Annotated in this window: 15 protein-coding genes and 2 pseudogenes; 16 read left to right on the top strand and 1 reads right to left on the bottom strand. The window is 69.4% G+C overall.

Annotated elements, in window-relative coordinates; genetic code table 11:
- Positions 1–34: 34 nt before the first annotated feature.
- Positions 35–940 carry a PAC2 family protein gene (locus ACRQ5B_RS14265; RefSeq protein WP_412882966.1) on the bottom strand — a complete coding sequence of 302 codons (906 nt, stop codon included), beginning with the start codon at positions 938–940 and terminating at the stop codon, positions 35–37.
- Between the two features lie 152 nt (positions 941–1,092).
- On the opposite strand from ACRQ5B_RS14265, the gene ACRQ5B_RS14260 reads away from it, so the two are divergent.
- The 16 genes and pseudogenes from ACRQ5B_RS14260 (at position 1,093) to ACRQ5B_RS14185 (ending at position 19,255) form a co-directional block, all read left to right on the top strand.
- On the top strand, positions 1,093–1,833 hold the full coding sequence (locus ACRQ5B_RS14260; protein ID WP_432394935.1) for an HAD family hydrolase: 741 nt from the start codon (positions 1,093–1,095) through the stop codon (positions 1,831–1,833).
- Positions 1,826–3,010: a site-2 protease family protein gene (locus ACRQ5B_RS14255; RefSeq protein WP_432394932.1), complete on the top strand. Its 1,185-nt coding sequence runs from the start codon at positions 1,826–1,828 to the stop codon at positions 3,008–3,010. Before ACRQ5B_RS14260 ends, ACRQ5B_RS14255 begins: the two co-directional genes overlap by 8 nt.
- 136 nt (positions 3,011–3,146) lie before the next feature.
- The gene (locus tag ACRQ5B_RS14250) at positions 3,147–4,196 is read left to right on the top strand and encodes a tRNA (adenine-N1)-methyltransferase (RefSeq protein WP_432394929.1); all 1,050 of its coding nucleotides are present in this window, start codon (positions 3,147–3,149) and stop codon (positions 4,194–4,196) included.
- An 81-nt stretch (positions 4,197–4,277) separates the two neighbouring features.
- Positions 4,278–6,071, top strand: coding sequence for a proteasome ATPase (arc, locus tag ACRQ5B_RS14245; RefSeq protein ID WP_412882969.1), 1,794 nt, complete (start codon positions 4,278–4,280; stop codon positions 6,069–6,071).
- A gap of 47 nt (positions 6,072–6,118) precedes the next feature.
- Positions 6,119–7,728 (top strand): annotated as a pseudogene (dop, locus tag ACRQ5B_RS14240) (depupylase/deamidase Dop).
- An 89-nt stretch (positions 7,729–7,817) separates the two neighbouring features.
- A complete protein-coding gene (locus ACRQ5B_RS14235; RefSeq protein WP_432394927.1) occupies positions 7,818–8,018 on the top strand; it encodes a ubiquitin-like protein Pup in 201 nt (66 codons plus the stop codon).
- A gap of 63 nt (positions 8,019–8,081) precedes the next feature.
- The gene (gene prcB / locus ACRQ5B_RS14230; RefSeq protein ID WP_432394924.1) at positions 8,082–8,939 is read left to right on the top strand and encodes a proteasome subunit beta; all 858 of its coding nucleotides are present in this window, start codon (positions 8,082–8,084) and stop codon (positions 8,937–8,939) included.
- Between the two features lies 1 nt (position 8,940).
- A complete protein-coding gene (gene prcA / locus ACRQ5B_RS14225) occupies positions 8,941–9,648 on the top strand; it encodes a proteasome subunit alpha (protein ID WP_432394921.1) in 708 nt (235 codons plus the stop codon).
- Position 9,649: 1 nt separating this feature from the next.
- A complete protein-coding gene (gene pafA / locus ACRQ5B_RS14220) occupies positions 9,650–11,014 on the top strand; it encodes a Pup--protein ligase (RefSeq protein ID WP_432394919.1) in 1,365 nt (454 codons plus the stop codon).
- Positions 11,015–11,126: 112 nt separating this feature from the next.
- Positions 11,127–12,065: an FKBP-type peptidyl-prolyl cis-trans isomerase gene (locus tag ACRQ5B_RS14215; RefSeq protein WP_432394916.1), complete on the top strand. Its 939-nt coding sequence runs from the start codon at positions 11,127–11,129 to the stop codon at positions 12,063–12,065.
- Positions 12,066–12,106: 41 nt separating this feature from the next.
- Positions 12,107–12,502 (top strand): FKBP-type peptidyl-prolyl cis-trans isomerase, encoded by a 396-nt coding sequence (locus ACRQ5B_RS14210; protein WP_290257838.1) that lies wholly within the window; start codon positions 12,107–12,109, stop codon positions 12,500–12,502.
- A gap of 129 nt (positions 12,503–12,631) precedes the next feature.
- Positions 12,632–14,704, top strand: a complete 2,073-nt coding sequence (locus ACRQ5B_RS14205) for a helix-turn-helix transcriptional regulator (RefSeq protein ID WP_432394913.1) — start codon at positions 12,632–12,634, stop codon at positions 14,702–14,704.
- 10 nt (positions 14,705–14,714) lie between these two features.
- On the top strand, positions 14,715–15,116 hold the full coding sequence (locus ACRQ5B_RS14200) for a hypothetical protein (RefSeq protein WP_432394911.1): 402 nt from the start codon (positions 14,715–14,717) through the stop codon (positions 15,114–15,116).
- 36 nt (positions 15,117–15,152) lie between these two features.
- On the top strand, positions 15,153–15,422 hold the full coding sequence (tatA, locus tag ACRQ5B_RS14195) for a Sec-independent protein translocase subunit TatA (RefSeq protein WP_290257835.1): 270 nt from the start codon (positions 15,153–15,155) through the stop codon (positions 15,420–15,422).
- Positions 15,423–15,470: 48 nt separating this feature from the next.
- A pseudogene (gene tatC / locus ACRQ5B_RS14190) lies at positions 15,471–16,264 on the top strand (twin-arginine translocase subunit TatC).
- 24 nt (positions 16,265–16,288) lie between these two features.
- A complete protein-coding gene (locus ACRQ5B_RS14185; RefSeq protein ID WP_432394908.1) occupies positions 16,289–19,255 on the top strand; it encodes a DEAD/DEAH box helicase in 2,967 nt (988 codons plus the stop codon).
- The last annotated feature ends 60 nt before the right edge of the window (positions 19,256–19,315 follow it).

Below are 19,315 nucleotides of genomic sequence, written 5' to 3'. Positions count from 1 at the left end.
CAGGGTCGCCGGCGCTTTGAAGTCTAAGCAGGGCCTACGGCTTGTCCTTGCCCCGGCGCTTCAGGTACCGCTCGAACTCCCGGGCGATGGATTCGCCGCTGGCCTCCGGCAGGTCGGCCGTGTCCTTGGCCTCCTCCAGCTGCCGGACGTAGGCCGCGATCTCGGGATCCTCGGTGGCCAGCTCGTCCACGCCGCGTTCCCACGCGTCCGCGTCCTCCACCAGCTCCTGCGTGTCCAGCGGAAGCTGCAGCAGCTCCTCGATCCGGTGCAGCAGCGCCAGCTGGGCCTTCGGCGAGGGCGCCTGCGCCACGTAGTGCGGCACGGCGGCCCAGAGCGAGATGGTCGGCAGCCCGGCCAGCAGCGCGACCTCGGACAGGACGCCGACAATCCCCACCGGGCCCTCGTACTGCGAGGCCTCCAGGTCCATCCGTTCGCGCAGGGCGGCGTCGTCGGTCGAGGCGCTGACCGGGATGGGGCGGCTGTGCGGCACATCCGCCAGGAGCGCCCCCACCAGGATGACGTAGTCGACGTTCAGCGCCTCGGCGTGGACCAGGAGTTCGGCGGTGTAGGCGCGCCACTTATAGGACGGCTCGGTTCCCTGGACGAAGATGACGTCCACGTTTGAGCCCGGCACGCTGGCCTTGAAGATCCGGGTGGAGGGCCACTTGATCTTGCGGTCGCCGGAGGCGGTCCGGCGGATGACCGGGCGGGTGAACTGGAAATCGTAGTACTCGTCCGCGTCGATGGTGCCGACCTTTTTGCCACCCCAGAGCTTGTTCAGGTAGCGCAGGGCGTCGCTCGCGGCCTCGCCGGCGTCGTTCCAGCCCTCGAACGCGGCCAGCATCACCGTGATCCGCTGGCCCTCCGGAACGGGCTGCAGCAACCGTTCCGGCTCAGGCAGGGCGTCCGTTTCCGGGGTGTCCGAGTCGAAGCTATTCATGAGTTCACCCTACGTCCAAGTTCCGGACGAATGCAGTCAGGCCGGCCTTCTGAGTCCGGCGTCTTCGCCCTCGGCGTAGCGGCCCGCGCCAGGGAGCGGCCGGCACACCGGCACTGAATCGGCCCCTGACACTGCACCGTAGACTGGAAGGCATGCGATCGCCAGCCTCCACACCCCTGCTCAAAGCCGCTCTCTGGGACATGGACGGCACCATCGTGGACACCGAGCAGTACTGGATCGCCGCCGAGCACGCGCTGGTCGAGGAACACGGCGGCCAGTGGTCACACGAAAAGGCGATGCAACTGGTGGGCCAGTCCCTGGTGTTCTCCGCCGGCCTCCTCCAGGAAGCGGGCGTGCGCCTCGAAATCCGCGAGATCATCGACACGCTCACCGGCCATGTGGGCAGCCTGGTCCGCGAGGAAGTTCCGTGGCGCCCCGGAGCCCGGGAACTGCTCGACGAACTGCACACCGCCGGCATCCGCTGCGCCCTCGTGACCATGTCCGAGGCGCCGCTCGCCCGTGAAATCGTGGCCAGCCTGCCCAAGCCCTACTTCGAGTTCCTTGTCACCGGAGACACCGTCACCCAGGGCAAGCCCCACCCGGAGGCCTACCTCAAGGCCGTGGAACTGCTGCAGGAGGCCGACCCGGAGCTGGGACTGCACCACTGCGTAGCTCTCGAGGACTCCGCCCCGGGCGTCGCCGCCGCAGTCGCCTCCGGCGTCACCACGGTGGCCATCCCGCACATCGTTCCGCTGCCGGAGGATCCCCGCCGCGCCACCTGGGACACCCTGGCCGGCCGCACCGTCGCGGACCTCCAGGAACTCGTAACCCTGCGCCACGAAACCACCCCCGCCCCCGCCCCGGCCTTCAGCGGCGGTGGCCGCAATGACTGAACCGTCCGGACCCCCGGCAGGCAGGCAGCGCACCGATAAGCCGGCCGAGGACAAGCCGTTCTCCCTGCGCGGCGGCATTCCGCTTGGCCGGATCGCGGGCATCCCCGTCATTCTGGCCTACTCGTGGTTCGCGATCGCCGCGTTTACCGTGATCGCCTACGGCCCGGTGCTGGCGCACAACAACCCCCGGCTGGGCGCAACCGCCTACCTCGTGGCGTTCGCCTACGCCGTGCTGCTGCTGATCTCGGTGCTGATCCATGAGCTGGCGCACGCCCTGACCGCCCGGATGTACCGCTGGCCCACCAGCAAGATCGTTCTCAACCTCTGGGGCGGCCACACCCAGTTCGAGGAGTTCACCGCCTCGCCCGGGAAGTCCGTGCTGGTGGCCATGGCCGGCCCCGTCGCGAACCTGGTCCTGGCCGGCGCCGGCTGGCTGGTGGTCTCCGGCGGCCAGCTGACCGGCGTCGCGGATACCCTGGCGAACATCTTCGTCTGGGCCAACCTGCTGATCGGCATCTTCAACGTGCTACCGGGCCTCCCGCTCGACGGGGGCCGCCTGGTGGAATCCGCCGTGTGGAAGGCCACCGGCAGCCACGAGAAGGGCACCATCGCCGCCGGCTGGGCGGGCCGGATCATCGTGGCGGCCCTGGTGATCTGGTTCGTGGCGCTGCCCCTGCTCAGCGGCAACCGGCCGGACACCTCCCTGCTGTTGATCACGCTCCTCGTGGGCAGCTTCCTCTGGCTCGGCGCCACCGCCTCGATCCAGCAGGCCCGGTACCGCAGCCGGCTCCCGTTGGTGGCCGCCGCCGCGCTGGCCGAACCGGCCATCGGCCTGCCCGCCGCGGCCAGCGTCGCCGAGGTGCTGCGCTTCTCGCCCGCGGGCAGCCCCGCCGTCGTCCTCTACGGCCCCGACGGGCGTCCCTCCGCCGTCGTCGACCCCGCTTCCGCCGCGCAGGTGCCCGCAGGGCTCGCCGACACGACGCCGGCGACGGCGGTCGCCTACCCGCTCACGGCCGGCGCCTACGTTAAGGGAACGGACCGGGGCGCGGAACTCCTGACGTACCTCGCGCAGCTGGAGGGCTCGGACTACGCGGTGATCGACGACGCCGGGCGCGTCACCGGCCTGTTGCGCCAGCTGACCGTCCTGAACACGCTCACCGGCAAACAGCGCGGCTGACCGTCACCGGCCCACCCGAAACCCCCACCCGCGCCGGAAACCGGTAGAGTTACCTGCCGGCCGTGAATATCCGGCCAACCCACGGGCCGCCGCCGAATCCGCGGCCACCCAGCGTCACAGGAGCGAGGAACATCCCATGAGCAGCGACACCGCCGCCAACGCCACCCCTCACGGGGACGTCCCCCAGCTGACCCCGGCCGGCGCCAACCGCCGCCGCGGCCCGTTCCGGGTGGGCGAGCGGGTGCAGCTGACGGACGAACGCGGCCGGATGAACACCATCAGCCTCGAGACCGGCGGCGCGTTCCACACCCACCGCGGCTTCCTCAACCACGACGAGATCATCGGCAAGCCGGACGGCTCCGTGGTGGTCAACAACGTCGGCCAGCAGTACCAGACCCTCCGGCCGCTCCTCTCTGACTTCGTCCTCTCCATGCCGCGCGGCGCGGCGGTCGTCTACCCCAAGGACGCCGCCCAGATCGTCACCATGGCGGACATCTTCCCCGGCGCCCGCGTGGTCGAGGCCGGCGTCGGCTCCGGTGCCCTGTCCATCTCGCTGCTCCGCGCGGTGGGCGACAACGGCTACCTGCACTCCTTTGAACGGCGCGAAGAGTTCGCCGACATCGCCCGCGGCAACGTCGAAACGATCTTCGGCGGCCCGCACCCGGCCTGGCAGATCACCCTGGGCGACTTCCAGGAACAGGTCGTCCGTAACGAGGAACCCGGCTCCGTTGACCGCGTCGTACTGGACATGCTGGCGCCCTGGGAGTGCCTCGACGCCGTCGCGACCGTCCTGGCGCCGGGCGGCGTCTGGATCAACTATGTCGCCACCGTGACGCAGCTGTCCCGCACCGCCGAGGCCATCCGCGCCGACGGCCGCTTCACCGAACCCGACGCCTGGGAATCCATGGTCCGCGGCTGGCACCTCGAGGGCCTGGCCGTCCGCCCGGACCACCGGATGGTGGCCCACACCGGCTTCCTGCTGGTCACCCGCCGCCTCGCCGACGGCGTCACCGGCATCTCCGTCAAGCGCCGCCCGTCCAAGACCGAGTTCGACGCCGAAGACGTCAACGCCTGGACCCCCGGCGCGGTGGGGGAGCGGGCCGTGTCGGACAAGAAGCTGCGGCGCGCGGCCCGCGACGCGATCGCCGGCACCAACGTGGTGGACGGCCCCGAGGTCACGAACTAGTCCGTATTTCGGAAGTCTTCCCCGGCGTCGGCCCTCTTCGCGTTATGGTCTTAATAGCTGTACTGAAGGGGCTGATGCACGATGGAGACTCCGAACACCGACCAGGGCCGCACGCCCGATGAGCAGTTCCCCGCCGCCGCAGGGCAGCAGGGGAACACCGGGGACGCGGCACGCACCGCCGCCGAGGCCACCGTTGCCGAGCGGCAAATCAACATCCTCCGCGACAAGCTGCGCCACATCGATCGGCAGCTCGCCGCCGCCACGCAGAACAACGCCAAGCTCGTGGGGATGCTGGAGACCGCCAAGGCCGAGATCCTTCGGCTGAAGAACGCCCTCGACCAGGAGGGCCAGCCGCCCTACAGCTTCGGCACCATTCTGCAGCTGAACCCGAAACGGCACGTACCCAACGGCGGCGGCCAGGCCACCACCGAGGAATCGGTGGACATCTTCAATGCCGGCCGCAAGATGCGCGTGGGCATCAGCCCGCTGGTAAACATCAGCCAGCTGGCGGTCGGCCAGGAGGTGCTCCTGAACGAGGCGCTCCTGGTGGTGGCCGGCCTCGGCTACGAACGCGCCGGCGAGTTGGTCACCCTGAAAGAACTCCTCGGCTCCGATCGCGCCCTGGTGGTGGGCCGCGCCGACGAGGAACGCGTCGTCCGGCTCTCCGGCTCGCTGCTGACCCAGAAACTCCGCGTGGGCGACGCGCTCTCGGTCGACACCCGCACCGGCTACGCCCTGGAGAAGGTCCCGCGGTCCGAGGTGGAGAACCTGGTCCTCGAGGAAGTCCCGGACATCACCTACCAGGACATCGGCGGCCTGGGCCCGCAGATCGAGCAGATCCGCGACGCCGTCGAGCTGCCGTTCCTGCACCCGGACCTGTACCGCGAGCACGGGCTCAAGGCTCCCAAGGGCATCCTGCTCTACGGCCCTCCCGGCTGCGGCAAGACCCTGATCGCCAAGGCCGTGGCCAACTCCCTGGCCGCCCGCGCCGCGGAACGCGCCGGCAAGAGCGACATGAAGAGCTACTTCCTCAATATCAAGGGCCCGGAGCTGCTGGACAAGTACGTGGGCGAGACCGAACGGCACATCCGGCTGATCTTCGCCCGCGCCCGGGAGAAGGCGTCCGACGGCAGCCCCGTCGTCGTCTTCTTCGATGAGATGGACTCGCTTTTCCGCACCCGCGGCACCGGCATCTCCTCCGACGTCGAAACCACAATCGTGCCCCAGCTCCTGAGCGAGATCGACGGCGTGGAGCGGCTCGACAACGTGATCGTGATCGGCGCGTCGAACCGCGAGGACATGATCGACCCTGCCATCCTGCGCCCCGGCCGGCTGGACGTGAAGGTCAAGATCCAGCGGCCCGACGCCGAGGCCGCCGCGGACATCTTCAACAAGTACATCACCACGGACCTGCCGTTCCACGAGTCCGACATCGCCGAGCACCACGGCGACGTCCAGGCCACCGTGGACGCCATGATCCAGCGCACCGTCGAGGCGATGTACTCCACCGAGAAGTCCAACGAATACCTCGAGGTGACCTACGCTAACGGCGACACCGAGATGCTCTACTTCAAGGACTTCAACTCCGGCGCCGTCGTCCAGAACGTGGTGGACCGGGCCAAGAAGTCCGCCATCAAGGACCTGCTCACCACCGGTCAGAAAGGCCTGCGGATCGACCACCTGCTGCACGCCGTGGTGGACGAGTTCCGCGAGCACGAGGACATGCCCAACACGACCAACCCGGATGACTGGGCCCGGATCTCCGGCAAGAAGGGTGAACGCATCACGTACATCCGCACCATCGTCCAGGGCAAGGCCGGCCAGGAGCCCGGCAAGACAATCGAGACGATGCCCACCACAGGCCAGTACCTGTGACGGCTGGCCCCGCCACCGGAACCGGCGCCCTGCCCGCCGGCGGTGTGATGCGGGTGATGGGATCGGAAACCGAATACGGCATCCACGCCCCGTCCGCGCCCGGCGCCAACGCCACCATGATGTCCGCCCGGGTGATTCAGGCCTACGCCCAGGTCACCCGCCAGCGGGCCGCCGGCGGCGCGGAGACCCGCTGGGACTACACCGACGAGGAGCCGCTGCACGACGCCCGCGGCTGGACGGTGGAGCGGGCCGCAGCGGACCCCGAGCAGCTGACCGACCGGGCGCCGGTGCTGGACGCCGAGTCCGTGGCGCTGGCCTACGGCCGCGGCGAGCTGGAGCGCGACGGCGAGGACGAGTCCGGCTCGCTGCTGATGAACATGGTCCTGGGCAACGGGGCCAGGCTCTACGTCGACCATGCCCACCCGGAGTATTCCAGCCCCGAGGTCACCAACCCGCACGACGCCGTCGTCTGGGACGCCGCCGGGGACCTGGTGGCCCTCGCCGCCGTGCGCCGGCTGGCGGCCGACCCGGAACTGCCGCCGATCAACCTCTACAAGAACAACACGGACAACAAGTCCGTCTCCTACGGTTCGCACGAGAACTACCTGATGCCGCGCTCCGTGCCGTTCGGCGACATCGTCCGCGGGCTGACGCCGTTCTTCATCACGCGCCAGGTCATCTGCGGGGCGGGGCGTGTGGGGCTCGGCCAGGACAGCTCCCGCGCCGGCTACCAGATCAGCCAGCGCGCGGACTTCTTCGAGACCGAGGTGGGGCTGGAGACAACCATCCGCCGGCCGATCATCAACACCCGCGACGAACCGCACGCCACGGCGGACAAGTACCGCCGGCTGCACGTCATCATCGGCGACGCCAACCTCAGCGAGACCGCCAACTACCTCAAGTTCGGCACCACCGCGGCGGTCCTCAGCCTGATCGAGGCGGGGCTCGCCCCCGGATCGAGGTCCACGACCCGGTGGCGGCGTTGCAGTCCGTCAGCCACGACACGGCCCTGACCGGCACGCTGCGGCTCAAGGACGGCCGGCGCGTCACCGCCCTGGACATCCAGTGGATGTACCACGAGGCCGCGTCCAAGCTCGCCCAGGAGACCGGGGTGGGCGACGCCGTCGACGGCGACGGGCACACCCGCAAGCTGCTGGACCGGTGGGCGGCGACGCTGACCGCGCTCGACGGCGACCGGGCGGCGGCCGCGTCCTCCGTGGAATGGCTGGCCAAGCTGTCCCTGCTGGAGGGCTACCGGCAGCGGGACGGGCTGGACTGGTCCGATGCCCGGCTGGGCCTGGTGGACCTGCAGTGGGCGGACATCCGCCCCGAGAAGGGCCTCTACCACCGGCTCCTGGCCCGCGGCCGGATGCAACGGGTCGCCACGGAGGCGGAGATCCAGCGGGCCGTCGGCGAGCCGCCGTCGGACACCCGGGCCTTTTTCCGCGGCCGCTGCGTCAGCCGCTTCGGGCACGACCTGGTCGGTGCCAGCTGGGACTCGGTGATCTTCGACCTCCCCGGCCGGGGCAAACTGCAGCGCGTCCCCACCCGCGAACCGCTGCGCGGAACCGAGGCCCTGACCGGCGGGCTGTTCGACCGGCACCAGGACGCCGGGACCTTCCTGGCCGAGCTGCTGGGCCAGGCGCCGGCCTCCTGACGCCAAAGCCCCCGCAGGGTCCGGCAGCGTGGCAATATGGCTTACAGGAAGTCCCGCGCCGAGCGGGACGGACAGCGAAGGAGAAGATCATGGCAGGCCAGGAGCAGATGCAGCCGCAGTCCCGCGACACCGAGGTCGAGGAGGACGTCGCCCCGCCGCCCGCCGCGCCCGAGGCCCAGGCCTCAGAGTCGACCCAGGGCGTGGATGACCTGCTCGACGAAATCGACGGCGTCCTGGAATCCAACGCCGAGGAGTTCGTCCGCGCATTTGTGCAAAAGGGCGGCCAGTAGCCAGCCCCGGGCCGCGGACGGGCCGCGGCGGCCATTGATTCACTACGTGGAGGGAGTGCACCAATGCTGGACAATTCAGCCGACCAGGTGATGACGGGGGCGTCGTCCTCGTTCGCCGAGCACCTGCAACGCTCGCGGCCCGAACTGCTGCCCTACAACGCACTCTCCGCGGGGTCCGGCTCCCCATCGGGACTGTCCGCCGGCCACCTACCGGGAACCGGTTCGTCCCTGCCCGCCGTGCCGCACGCCACCACAATCGTGGCCCTGACCTACGCCGGGGGAGTCCTGATGGCGGGGGACCGGCGCGCCACCATGGGCAACATGATCGCCAGCCGGCACATCGAAAAGGTCTTCCCCGCCGACCGCTACTCGGTGCTGGGCATCGCCGGGACCGCCGGCATCGCCATCGACATCACCCGGCTCTTCCAGGTCGAGCTCGAACACTACGAGAAAATCGAGGGCACCCAGCTGAGCCTGGACGGCAAGGCCAACCGCCTCGGCGCCATGGTCCGCGGCAACCTCCCCATGGCCATGCAGGGCCTGGCCGTCGTCCCGCTCTTCGCCGGCTTCGACCGCACGGCGGGCATCGGCCGGCTGTTCTCCTACGACGTGACCGGCGGCCGCTACGAGGAACAGGAACACCACGCCGTCGGCTCCGGCTCCGTCTTCGCCCGCGGCGCGCTGAAGAAACTCTGGCGGCCCGGCCTCAACGGCGCCGACGCCGTCCAGGTGGCCGTCGAGGCCCTTTACGACGCCGCCGACGACGACTCCGCCACCGGCGGACCCGACCCCGTACGGCAGCTCTGGCCCGTGGTCTACACCGTCGACCGGGCCGGCGCGGCCAGAGTCCCCGAAGCGCAGCTGGCCGCCGTGGCCGGCGGCATCATCGACGCCCGCTCCGCGGCTCAGAGGGAGGCCTGAGATGACCCAGCAGTTCTACGTCTCCCCGGAACAACTCATGAAGGACCGGGCCGACTTCGCCCGGAAAGGCATCGCCCGCGGCCGCTCCGTGGTGGTGGTCAGCTGCCGCGACGGCATCGCCCTGGTGGCGGAGAACCCCTCGCCCTCGCTGCACAAGATCGGCGAGATCTACGACAAAATCGCCTTCGCCGCCGTCGGCAAGTACAACGAATTCGAAAGCCTTCGCCAGGCAGGGGTGCGCTACGCCGACGTCCGCGGCTACTCCTACGACCGCGAGGACGTCACCGCCCGCGGGCTGGCCAGCGTCTACGCCCAGAGCCTGGGCGCCGTGTTCACCGCGGAGCAGAAGCCCTTCGAGGTGGAACTGGCCGTCGCAGAGGTGGGGCCGGCCCAGGAAACGGACCACCTCTACCGACTCACCTTCGACGGCTCGATCGCCGACGAACAGGGCTTGATCGTGATGGGCGGACAAGCCGACAAGGTCTCCGAGGCCGTGGCCGCCGGCTGGCGCGGGGACCTCGACTTCGGCGGGGCCATCCGGCTCGCAATGGCCGGCCTCGTGGCGGACCGGGACGCGGCCGCTCTGCCGGTCTCCGCCGTCGAGGTGGCCGTCCTGGACCGCGGCTCGGAAACCGCGCGCGGCACCCGGCGGGCCTTCCGCCGGCTCGATGACGCCGAACTTGCCGCGCTGCTGGCGGAGGGAAACTGACATGGACAAGAGAATTTTCGGAATCGAAACCGAATTCGGGATCTCCTATTCGAGCCCGGAGTCCCGGCCGCTCGCCCCGGAGGAAGTGGCCCGTTACCTGTTCCGCAAGGTGGTCAGCTGGGGGCGGTCCTCCAACGTGTTCCTCACAAACGGCTCGCGCCTGTACCTGGACGTGGGATCACACCCGGAGTACGCCACCGCCGAGTGCGATGACCTGGTGCAGCTGATCGCCCACGACCGCGCCGGCGAGCTGATCCTGGACGACCTCGTGGCCGAGGCCCAGGAACGCCTCGCCGCCGAGGGTTTCAACGGCACCGTCTACCTGTTCAAGAACAACACCGACTCGGCCGGCAACTCCTACGGCAGCCACGAGAACTACCTCATCCCGCGCCGCGGTGAGTTCTCCCGGCTGGCCGAGATCCTGATCCCGTTCCTGGTCACCCGCCAGCTGATCGCGGGCGCCGGCAAAATCCTGAAGACCCCGCACGGCGCCACCTACGCGTTCTCCCAGCGCGCGGACCACATCTGGGAGGGCGTCTCCTCGGCCACCACCAGGTCCCGGCCGATCATCAACACCCGGGACGAGCCGCACGCCGACGCCGAGTTCTACCGCCGGCTGCACGTGATCGTGGGCGACTCGAACATGTCCGAGACCACCACGCTGCTCAAGGTCGGCACGGTGGACCTGATCCTGCGGATGATCGAGGCCGGGGTGATCATGCGTGACATGCGGATGGAGAACCCGATCCGAAGCATCCGTGAGATCTCGCACGACCTCACCGGCCGGGCCCTGGTCCGCCTGGCCAACGGCCGGCAGCTGACCGCCCTGGAGATCCAGCGCGAATACCTGAACAAGGTCACCGAGTTCGTGGCGGACAAGGGCGCGCACAACGCCCACGTCCCGCTCATCCTGGACCTCTGGGAGCGGACGCTGGACGCGATCGAGAGCGGGGACACCAGCGCCATCGACACCGAGGTGGACTGGGCCATCAAGAAGAAGCTGATGGACAGCTACCGGTCCCGGCACGGGCTGGAACTGGACGCCCCGCGGATCGCGCAGCTGGACCTGACGTACCACGACATCTCGCGCAGCCGCGGGCTGTTCTACCTGCTCCAGTCCCGCGGCGCGGCCCGTCGGCTGGTGGACGACACGGCGGTCAAGGACGCCGTCGACGCCCCGCCGCAGACCACCCGCGCCAAGCTCCGCGGCGACTTCGTCCGGCGGGCCCAGGAACTGGGCCGGGACTACACCGTCGATTGGGTCCACCTCAAGCTCAATGACCGTGCCCACCAGACCATCCTCTGCAAGGATCCGTTCCGCAGCGTGGACGATCGGGTGGATGCGCTGCTGGACTCTATGGGCTGATACCCAGCTTTCCGCGTTACTCTGGAGAAGGTGCCGTTTCCCGGCAACCGCTTGCCTTGCCGCTGGCTTGAGCCCGGCACGGCGTCCATCCTGCCCCGACGAAAGTTCTTACGTGCGCCGACTATTAGCAATTCTTCTTCCCGGACTGCTGCTGCTCACCGCCTGTGGTGGCGGCGACCAGGCGGCCCCGGAGCCCACCAGCCAGTCCGCCGGCGAGACCGCGAAGCTCGACTCGCTGAAACTGACCGACAACGGCGACAAGAAGGCCCCCGGCGTCGACTTCGCCAAGCCGCTGGAGGTCAAGGACCCCACCATCAAGGTGGTCACCGAAGGCACCGGCGACAAGGTCAAGGCGAACCAGGTCGCGGACATCTCGATCGTCGCGTTCAACGGCAAGGACGGTTCCACCGTTGAGGACACCTTCCCGAAGGACCCGGAGAAGCTCGAGCTCAACGACGACCTGAAGTCCGGCAGCGCCGTCATCTACAACGCGTTCGTGGGCGCCAAGGTCGGCTCCCAGCTGGCCCTCGCCGTTCCCGGCCAGGCCGGCGCCGAGGGTGCCCCCGCGCAGCCCTCGCAGCTGATCGTCATCAAGATCCTCGCCGCCAAGGACGCCCCGAAGGTCCTCGACAAGCCCGAGGGCGATGCCGTAACGCCGCCGGCCGGCCTGCCGACCGTGAAGGATAACGACAAGGGCGTTCCGGTCATCTCTGTCAACGGCGTCGCCGCCCCGACTGCGCTCGTCTCCCAGGACCTGATCAAGGGCAAGGGACAGGCCATCAAGGACACCGACACCATCACGGTGAACTACGTCGGAGCGACTCTCGCCGACGGCAAGGTCTTCGATTCCAGCTTCGACAGCGGCAAGAAGGCCTCCTTCCCGCTCAACGGCGTGATCAAGGGCTGGACCCAGGGCCTGGCCGGCAAGACCGTCGGCTCCCGCGTCCTCCTGGTCGTTCCCAAGGCCCTCGCCTACCCCGACGCCACTGCCGCCAGCGGCCAGCCTGTCGGCGACCTCGTGTTCGTCGTCGACATCCTCGGCGTCAAGTAACCCTTCCGCACCATCACCCAAGCACCCCCGAAGGAGCACACATGTCATTTGGACAGCGCAACCTCGACCGCCAGAAGCCCGAGATCGACTTCCCGGAAGGCGATGTCCCCACCGAGCTGGTCATCAAGGACCTGATCGAGGGCGACGGCGCCGAGGCCAAGGCCGGCGACACCGTCTCCACCCACTACGTGGGCGTGGCCTGGTCCACCGGTGAAGAATTCGACGCCTCCTGGGGCCGCGGCGCACCGCTGGACTTCCGGGTCGGCGTCGGCCAGGTCATCCAGGGCTGGGACCAGGGCCTCCTGGGCATGAAGGTCGGCGGCCGCCGCCGGCTCGAGATCCCCTCCGAACTGGCCTACGGCTCCCGTGGCGCCGGCGGAGCGATCGGCCCCAACGAGGCCCTGATCTTCGTGGTCGACCTCGTGGCCGTCCGCTAAAGGCGTACCACCCCGCCGGAGCCCTGAGCCCGGCACCTTCCGCGGCGGCGCGGCACCCAGGAGGAAACAACTTCCCCCGGTGCCGCGCTTCCGCCGTTTAACGCCGCGGAACTTTAGTAGCCTTGCGGGGTGTCCGCCTCACGTACCGAACGTCTCCTGAACCTGCTGATCGCGCTGCTGAACACCACCTACGGGTTGCGCCGCGGTGAGCTGCGCCGCAAGGTCTACCACGACACCACCAGCTCCGAGGCCGCCTTCGGGCGGATGTTCGAACGGGACAAGGACGAACTCCGCCGCTTCGGCTTCGAGGTGGAGACGGTCATGGACAAGGGCTGGGGCTCTGACGACCCGGCCACCACCCGATACCGGATCGGCAAGGAATCCAACCGGCTGCCGGACGTGAGCCTCACCCCGGAGGAATCCGCGGTCCTGATGCTGGCGGCCCAGCTGTGGGAGCAGGCCGCCTTGGGCTCCGCCGCTCGCAACGCAGTCCGCAAGCTCCAGGCCGCCGGCGGCCTGGCCGACGCCGAGCTCCCCGCCGGCGTCCAGCCCCGGATCCGACCCGCCGGGCAGGGCTTCGAGGACCTGGTCACCGCCGTCCACGCCCAGCACCCGGTGGCCTTCGACTACCGCGCGGGCAGCACCGGCCGTGAGGAACGGCGGACCGTGGAGCCCTGGGGTCTGGGCAGCCGCTTCGGCCAGTGGTACCTGATCGGCTACGACCGGGGCCGCAAGGACAAGCGCTTCTTCCGGCTCTCCCGGTTCACCTCCGCCGTCACGGTCCTGGAGCAGGAAACCTTCACGCCGCCGCCGGCCTTCAACGTCCGCGACCAGCTCGCGGCCCTCCCCGAACTGCCCGTCCGGCACGCCGCCGTCGCCGTCGCCGGTGGCTCCCTGCCGGGGCTGCGGCGGCACGCAGCGGGCGCCGGCGCAGTGGACGCCGCTGGGGGATCGAACGGGGGAGTGGACGACGGCGGAGCTGCCCAGCGCGAGGGCTACGACGGGCTGCTGCTGCCGTACCGGGACGAGGAGACCTTTGCCGCCGAGCTCGCCGCGTACGGGGCGAAGGCCGTCGTCGCCGGCCCCGCCCCGCTGCGGGACGCGGTGCTGCGCCGGCTGGACGCCGCGGCGCAGTTCGCGGCCGCTCCGGTGCCCGCCGTCGACTTCGCCCCCGCCGGACCGCAGGCAGCGAAGCGCACCCGCAAACGCACCTCAGAGGACCAGCTCAAGCGCATGCTCCAGCTGATCCCGTTCCTGGTGCACAACCAGGGACTGCACATCAGCGAGGTGGCCGACCGCTTCGGCGTCACCCGCAAGGTGCTCGAAGAGGACCTGCAGATCCTGATCTGCTCCGGCCTCCCGGAGGGCTACCCGGATGACCTGCTGGACATCCGCTGGGACGACGACCACGTCTTCATCATCCAGGACCTGGACCTCACCCGGCCCGTCCGCTTCACCGTCGACGAGGCCTGTGCGCTGCTCACCGGCCTGGAGGCGCTCAACGGCCTGCCCGGCGTCGCGGAGGGCGGGGCCCTGGAGTCCGTGACCCTCAAGCTCATGGCCGCCGCCGGCGAGGAGGGCCTCAAGGCCGCCGCCCTCTCCGGTCCCGAGGTCACGCCGCAGGACTCGGCGGCGCTGGAGACGGCACGGGAGGCCATCCGCTCCGGTTCGCAGCTGCACCTGCAGTACCTCGCCCCGCAACGCGACGCCGTCTCCGAACGCGACATCGACCCGCTGCGCCTCTACTCCCTGGACAGCACTTGGTACCTCGAGGCGTACTGCCACTCAGCACAGGCTGTGAGGAACTTCCGGCTCGACCGGATCCAGGACCTGCGCCCCAACGGCAGGCCGGTGAGCGCCGCCGGAGCGCCCGCCGACGGTTTCCCGGTGAAGCTCTTCACCCCGAACGACGACGACGCCGTCGTGGTCCTGGAACTGACCCCGCGCGGCGCGGGCCTGGCCGACGAGTACTACGCCGAACGCACCGCACCCCTGCCGGGGGGCAACCTCCTGGCCGAGGTGCGCTTCGGCAGCACCGACTGGGTGCCGATGCTGATGGCCCGCAACGGTGGCGACGCCCGCGTGGTCGCCCCCGCGGGACTCGCCGCCGACGTCGCCCGCTGGCTGGCCGCCGCGCTGGAATCGTACGGCGCGGCCGGACACCCGCCGGCTCCGGCGCAGCAGCGGCGGCAGCGCGGCTAGACTGAACAGCATGCCTTGGTGGTCCTGGATCCTGCTCTGGACGGCGCTGATTGCGTTGTCGCTGCTCTTCATCGGCGTGCTCGGCGTGCGGTTGTTCCGGCAGTTTATGGCCACCCTCAAGGACCTCGGTGAGGCGGGGGACAGGCTAGCGGCCTTCGGGGCGGCGCCGTCCACTCCCGGTTCAGCCGTTGTTCATGTGGACGGCCTAGGCTCGGACGGCGGAACGGCAGACAGCGATGCTCCGGGTCCTGTGACGGCTCCGGGCGCGGCGGTTTTTGCCGCTCCCGCGCTGATGCGTCAGAATTACCATGCATCCAAAGCGGCACGGCAGGAAGCCCGGCGCATTCGCCGGATCCGGCGAAAAACGGAACGTGGCCAGCCGCAGGCACTGCGGGACCTCGATATCCGTTAGTCATTAGGATGTACCTAAACGAAAGGACCACCCAGCATGAGGCTTGAAGGCTGGCATCTCATCATCATCATCGTCCTGGCACTGGTGCTGTTCGCGGCCCCGAAGCTGCCGGGAATGGCCCGCAGCCTGGGTCAGTCGATGCGGATTTTCAAGTCCGAGGTCCGCGAAATGAAAAAGGACGGCAAGCCCGAGGCCGAGGTTGACCCGGACGCCGTCGAGGGCCGCGTGGTCAACCACCCCCGGACCGCAGGCCCCGAAGGCCACCCCGGCGGAGGAACCGACGTTCCCCCGTCCACGCGCGCCTAGAACCACATGGCAGTGACCATGAACCGTCGGTCGAACCCCGAGGGCCGGATGGCCCTGATCGATCACTTCAAAGAGCTGCGCAACCGGCTCTTTAAGTCGGCGATTGCCGTCGTGCTGGGCACGGTCGTCGGCTTCCTGGTCTACCAGCCCATCCTCGCGGCCCTGATCAAACCGATCCGGGACCTCAACGAGCACGAGGGCCGGCAGGCGTCGCTGAACTTCGACGGCGTCGCCAGCTCCTTCGACCTGATGATCCAGGTCTCCGTGTTCCTCGGCCTGCTGGTGGCCAGCCCGGTCTGGATCTACCAGCTCTGGGCCTTCATCGTGCCCGGGCTGCACAAGAAGGAACGCCGCCTGGCACTCTCCTTCGTGGCCGCGGCCGTCCCGCTCTTCGTCGGCGGCGTGCTGCTGGCCTGGCTGGTGCTTCCGAACGCGGTCCGGGTGCTCACCGAGTTCACCCCTCCGGCGGCTCCAACTTCATCAGCGCCCAGGTCTACCTGTCCTTCGTGCTGCGCCTGCTGCTCGCCTTCGGCATCGCGTTCCTGCTGCCGGTGGTCCTGTTCGGCCTCAACCTGGCCGGACTGGTCAAGGGCCGGCAGCTGCTCAAGAGCTGGCGGATCACGGTCTTCCTGGTCTGCCTGTTCGCAGCGATGGCCGCCCCCGGCGCGGACGCGACCAGCATGTTCTACCTGGCCGTGCCCATGCTGGTGCTGTTCTTCACCGCGATCGGGTTGTGCCTGCTCAACGACCGGCGCCGCGAGAAGAAGGCGGCGAAGATCGACGCCGAGACCGAGGCGACGGCTGACCTCGCCACCCCCAGCTCGGAACTGGAGAATCTCTAGGCCGGAGCGCATTAGGCTGGAAGCATGTCGTTGAACCCTGAGCCCGAGTCGCCCTCCGAGCGCTACAGGGCCAGCGTCGAACGGGCCGCCGAGGCCAGGACCTATCTGGGTGGTTTCACCCGTTCGCTCGCCTTTGACCTTGACCCGTTCCAGCGCGAGGCCTGCCTGTCCCTGCAGGCCGGCCGCGGGGTGCTCGTGGCCGCGCCCACCGGCGCCGGCAAGACCATCGTCGGCGAATTCGCCATTTACCTGGCCCTGCAGCGCGGCCTCAAGGCGTTCTACACCACGCCCATCAAGGCCCTCAGCAACCAGAAGTACACCGAGCTGGCCGGCAAGTACGGCGCCGACAACGTGGGCCTGCTGACCGGTGACACCAGCATCAACGGCGAGGCCCCCGTGGTGGTCATGACCACCGAGGTGCTGCGCAACATGCTCTACGCCGGCTCCGAGACCCTGGACGACCTGGGCTTCGTGGTGATGGACGAGGTGCACTACCTCGCAGACCGGTTCCGCGGCGCGGTCTGGGAGGAGGTCATCATCCACCTCCCGAGCGAGGTCCAGGTGGCCTCCCTCAGCGCCACCGTCTCCAACGCCGAAGAATTCGGCGCCTGGCTGGACACCGTCCGGGGCCAGACCGACGTCATCGTCTCCGAACACCGTCCCATCCCGCTCTGGCAGCACGTCATGGTGGGCCGTAAGATCGTGGACCTCTTCGCCGGGGACACCACCTTCGACGAGGTCGCCGCCGCCGGCCCGGCGGATGCTGACGATATCGCCGGGGGGAACGGGGTCTCCATTGCCGGCACTCTCGAGAGTGGCACGACGGACGACGGCGGCAGCCGCCCGGCGGCCCCCGCCAAGCGCCGGGCCATCACCGAAAAGGCCGGTTTCGAGGTCAACCCGGAACTGCTTTCCATGGCCAAGGCCGAGAGCCAGATGAACTTCCGCGGACGCTTCGGCCACGGCGGCCGCAGCCAGCGCCGGCACCGGAACCAGCGCGACGAGGCTCCCCAGTCCGCGCAGCGCAGCCCGGTCCGAAAAGCCAGCCGCCCGCAGGTGATCGCGAGCCTGGACCGGATGGATCTGCTCCCCGCCATCACCTTTATCTTCTCCCGGGCAGGCTGCGACGCCGCGGTGGCCCAGTGCGTCTCGGCCGGGCTCTGGCTGACCACGGAGAAGGAACAGGCCATCATCGCCAGCCGTGTGGACGAGGCTGCCCAGGACATTCCCTCCGACGACCTGGACGTCCTGGGCTTCTGGAGCTGGCGGGACGGGCTGCTTCGCGGCCTGGCCGCCCACCACGCCGGCATGCTGCCCACCTTCAAGGAGGTGGTGGAGAAGCTCTTCGTCGACGGTCTGGTCAAGGCCGTGTTCGCCACCGAGACCCTGGCCCTGGGAGTGAACATGCCCGCCCGCTGCGTCGTGCTGGAGAAGCTCGACAAGTTCAACGGCGAGGCGCACGTGAACATCACGGCGGGGGAGTACACCCAGCTCACCGGCCGTGCCGGACGCCGCGGCATCGACGTCGAGGGCCACGCGGTCGTGCTCTGGCAGCCCGGCACCGACCCGGCCGCCGTCGCCGGCCTCGCCTCCCGGCGCACCTACCCGCTCAACTCGAGCTTCCGGCCCACCTACAACATGTCGATCAACCTCGTGGCCCAGTTCGGGAGGGCCCGGGCACGCGAGATCCTCGAATCCTCGTTCGCGCAGTTCCAGGCCGACCGGTCCGTGGTGGGCCTGGCCAAGCAGGTCCGCAGCCGGGAGGAGTCGCTGGCCGGCTTCCACAAGGCCATGACCTGCCACCTGGGCGACTTCACCGAATACACCCGGATCCGCCGCGCCCTCTCCGAGGCGGAAAAGTCCGCGTCGCAGAACTCCTCTCGGGCCCGGAAGTCCGTCACCGAGGACTCCCTGAGCCGGCTGCTGCCCGGCGACGTCGTCGACGTGCCCTCCGGCCGCACGCCCGGCCTCGCCGTCGTCCTCAGCTCCGACCACCAGTCGCGCGAACCGCGGCCGGCCGTCATGACGATGGAGCACCAGCTGCGCCGGATCGGCCTGCACGACCTCGAAGGCCCCATCAGCCCACTGACCCGGGTGCGGATCCCGAAGTCGTTCAACGCCAAGGTGCCCAAGTCCCGCCGGGACCTGGCCTCCTCCGTGCACAACGCGCTGCGGGAGAACAGGCCGCCGGCGCCGCCGAACCGCAACGAGGACTTCGGCCGCGCAGCGGCGGCCCCCAACCTGGAGCGGAAGATCACCGAGCTGCGCCGGGAACTGCGCGCCCACCCCTGCCACGGCTGCAGCGAACGCGAGGACCACGCCCGCTGGTCCGAGCGCTGGTGGAAGCTGCGGCAGGAGACCGACGGCCTGGTCCGCCAGATCCAGGGCCGGACCAACACCATCGCCAAGACCTTCGACCGGGTCTGCGGCGTCCTCTCGTCATACGGCTACCTGGAAACAGGGGAGTCCGGAACGGTCTCGATCAGCCCGGACGGACAGCGGCTGCGCCGGATCTACGGCGAAAAGGACCTGCTGATTTCCCAGTCGCTGCGCCTCGGCGCGTTCAGCGACCTGGACGCCGCCGAGATCGCTGCCCTCGCCAGCGTGCTGGTCTACCAGGCCAAACGCGAGGACCGCGGCCTGCGGCCGAAGATGCCGAGCGTTTCCCTGGAGTCCGCCGTCGACATTGTGGTCCGGGAATGGTCCGCCTTGGAGGACGTCGAGGAAGCCAACAAGCTGCCCCTGACCGGGGAACCGGAGCTGGGGCTGGTCTGGCCGGTGTTCAAGTGGGCCAAGGGCCGGCACCTTCAGGAGGTGCTCAGCGGCACCGACCTGGCCGCCGGCGACTTCGTCCGCTGGGTCAAGCAGATCATCGACCTGCTGGACCAGCTGGCCAAGATCCCCGGGCTGGAGCCCCGGGTCTCGCGGCTCTGCTCCGACGCGATCACCCTGGTCAAGCGTGGCGTCGTCGCCTACTCGGCCGTCGCCTGACCCCGTCCAGCCCCCTGGCCCCACCAGATTTACGGCGGTTCCGGCCGCCCACCGCAGTCA

It is taken from the genome of Pseudarthrobacter sp. L19 (genome assembly GCF_050859435.1).
Classification (GTDB): Bacteria; Actinomycetota; Actinomycetes; order Actinomycetales; family Micrococcaceae; genus Arthrobacter.
Note: the sequence above shows the minus strand (reverse complement) of the source record. Positions and strands in the feature narration are given on the sequence as shown.

What these genes read in the sequence shown, in the direction of transcription:
- ACRQ5B_RS14200 (WP_432394911.1), top strand. Translation starts at nt 14,715, where the DNA reads ATGCCTTGGTGGTCCTGGATCCTGCTCTGGACGGCGCTGATTGCGTTG.
- ACRQ5B_RS14265 (WP_412882966.1), bottom strand. Translation starts at nt 940, where the DNA reads ATGAATAGCTTCGACTCGGACACCCCGGAAACGGACGCCCTGCCTGAG.
- ACRQ5B_RS14250 (WP_432394929.1), top strand. Translation starts at nt 3,147, where the DNA reads ATGAGCAGCGACACCGCCGCCAACGCCACCCCTCACGGGGACGTCCCC.
- tatA (WP_290257835.1), top strand. Translation starts at nt 15,153, where the DNA reads ATGAGGCTTGAAGGCTGGCATCTCATCATCATCATCGTCCTGGCACTG.
- prcB (WP_432394924.1), top strand. Translation starts at nt 8,082, where the DNA reads ATGCTGGACAATTCAGCCGACCAGGTGATGACGGGGGCGTCGTCCTCG.
- prcA (WP_432394921.1), top strand. Translation starts at nt 8,941, where the DNA reads ATGACCCAGCAGTTCTACGTCTCCCCGGAACAACTCATGAAGGACCGG.
- ACRQ5B_RS14210 (WP_290257838.1), top strand. Translation starts at nt 12,107, where the DNA reads ATGTCATTTGGACAGCGCAACCTCGACCGCCAGAAGCCCGAGATCGAC.
- pafA (WP_432394919.1), top strand. Translation starts at nt 9,650, where the DNA reads ATGGACAAGAGAATTTTCGGAATCGAAACCGAATTCGGGATCTCCTAT.
- ACRQ5B_RS14255 (WP_432394932.1), top strand. Translation starts at nt 1,826, where the DNA reads ATGACTGAACCGTCCGGACCCCCGGCAGGCAGGCAGCGCACCGATAAG.
- ACRQ5B_RS14235 (WP_432394927.1), top strand. Translation starts at nt 7,818, where the DNA reads ATGGCAGGCCAGGAGCAGATGCAGCCGCAGTCCCGCGACACCGAGGTC.
- ACRQ5B_RS14260 (WP_432394935.1), top strand. Translation starts at nt 1,093, where the DNA reads ATGCGATCGCCAGCCTCCACACCCCTGCTCAAAGCCGCTCTCTGGGAC.
- arc (WP_412882969.1), top strand. Translation starts at nt 4,278, where the DNA reads ATGGAGACTCCGAACACCGACCAGGGCCGCACGCCCGATGAGCAGTTC.
- ACRQ5B_RS14185 (WP_432394908.1), top strand. Translation starts at nt 16,289, where the DNA reads ATGTCGTTGAACCCTGAGCCCGAGTCGCCCTCCGAGCGCTACAGGGCC.